A 1,168-nucleotide genomic window follows, 5' to 3' on the forward strand; every position below is an offset into this window, starting at 1 on the left:
CGCGCCCCCACCCCGGCCCTCCCCCGGGAGGGGAGGGAGAAATGCAAATGCGAATGCAGCGCCGCTCATCGCATCAACCCGCCTTGGCGCAGCTTCTGCTCGAAGTGCCTGAGGACCAGCGTCATCGTGCCCGTGAGCACGAAGTACACGAGCGCAATCGCCAGGTAGACCTCTAGCGAGCGGTACGACACGCTGATGATCTTCTGCCCTTCGTGCATCACGTCGTGGATCGTCAAGAGCGACACCAGCGCCGAGTTCTTGATGAGCGCGATGAACTCGTTGCCCAGCGGCGGAATCATGCGCACCACCGCCTGCGGCAGCACGATCTCGCGCATCGCCGTGCCGGGCGTCATGCCCAGCGATTGCGCCGCCATCGTCTGGCCCTTGTCGATCGACTGGATCGCGCCACGCACGATCTCCGACACGTAGGCACCCGAATACACGCCGAGCCCCAGCACGCCGCACAGGAAGGCCGGCAGCAGGATGCCGAAGTGCGGCAGTCCGAAGAACAAAATGAACAGCTGCACCAGCAGCGGCGTGCCGCGAATTGCCGCCACGTAGGCCGTGCACGCGCCGTAGAGCCAGCGCCGCTTCGGGTTGAGCCGGCCGATGCCCACCAGCAGGCCCAGCACGCAGCCGAGCGCGAGCGCGCAGGCGGTGATCTCCACCGTGACCAGCGCGCCGCGCAGCAGGTCGGGCCAGCCCTGCCAGACCGGCGAGAAGTCGAAATCCATGGGTCAGCCTTTTCGGCGGCCGAGCGCCGGGCCGCCCCAAGCCGGCCGCGCCTCCCCCATGGGGGGTGGAGTTACACGCGCGCAGCGCGTGAAAAGCCGGGGGGCTGACATTACTTGAACCACTTGGCGACGATCTGCGCGTAGGTGCCGTCGGCCTTGAGCTTCTCGATGGCACCGTTCACCGCCTTGGTGAGTTCGGGCGTGTCCTTGCGGATGGCCATGCCGTATTCCTCGGTGGTGATCTGCTCGGGCAGCACCTTGAGGCCGCCGCGCGTGCGCACGTACTGGTAGGCGGCGGGCTTGCCGGTCACGGCGGCATCGGCGCGGCCGATGTCGACGAGGTTGAACATCTCCTGGTTCTTCTCGACTTCCATCAGCTGCACCTGCGGGAATTTCTCCTTGGTGTAGGCGACCGACTTGGTGCCCACCTGCAC

2 protein-coding genes are annotated in these 1,168 nt (G+C 66.5%); both read right to left on the reverse strand.

Annotated features, from left to right (window positions below; genetic code table 11):
• Positions 1 to 65 precede the first annotated feature (65 nt).
• Positions 66 to 734, reverse strand: a complete 669-nt coding sequence (locus AC1DOC_RS34460) for an amino acid ABC transporter permease (protein ID WP_012745327.1) — start codon at positions 732 to 734, stop codon at positions 66 to 68.
• Positions 735 to 844: 110 nt separating this feature from the next.
• Positions 845 to 1,168: transporter substrate-binding domain-containing protein (locus tag AC1DOC_RS34465; protein WP_478131681.1), on the reverse strand; the 324-nt coding region annotated here is incomplete at its 5' end.

This window comes from Variovorax sp. 01T439_2 (assembly GCF_056398445.1).

Coding starts and splice junctions, on each gene's coding strand:
- AC1DOC_RS34460 (WP_012745327.1), bottom strand. CDS start 734: ATGGATTTCGACTTCTCGCCGGTCTGGCAGGGCTGGCCCGACCTGCTG.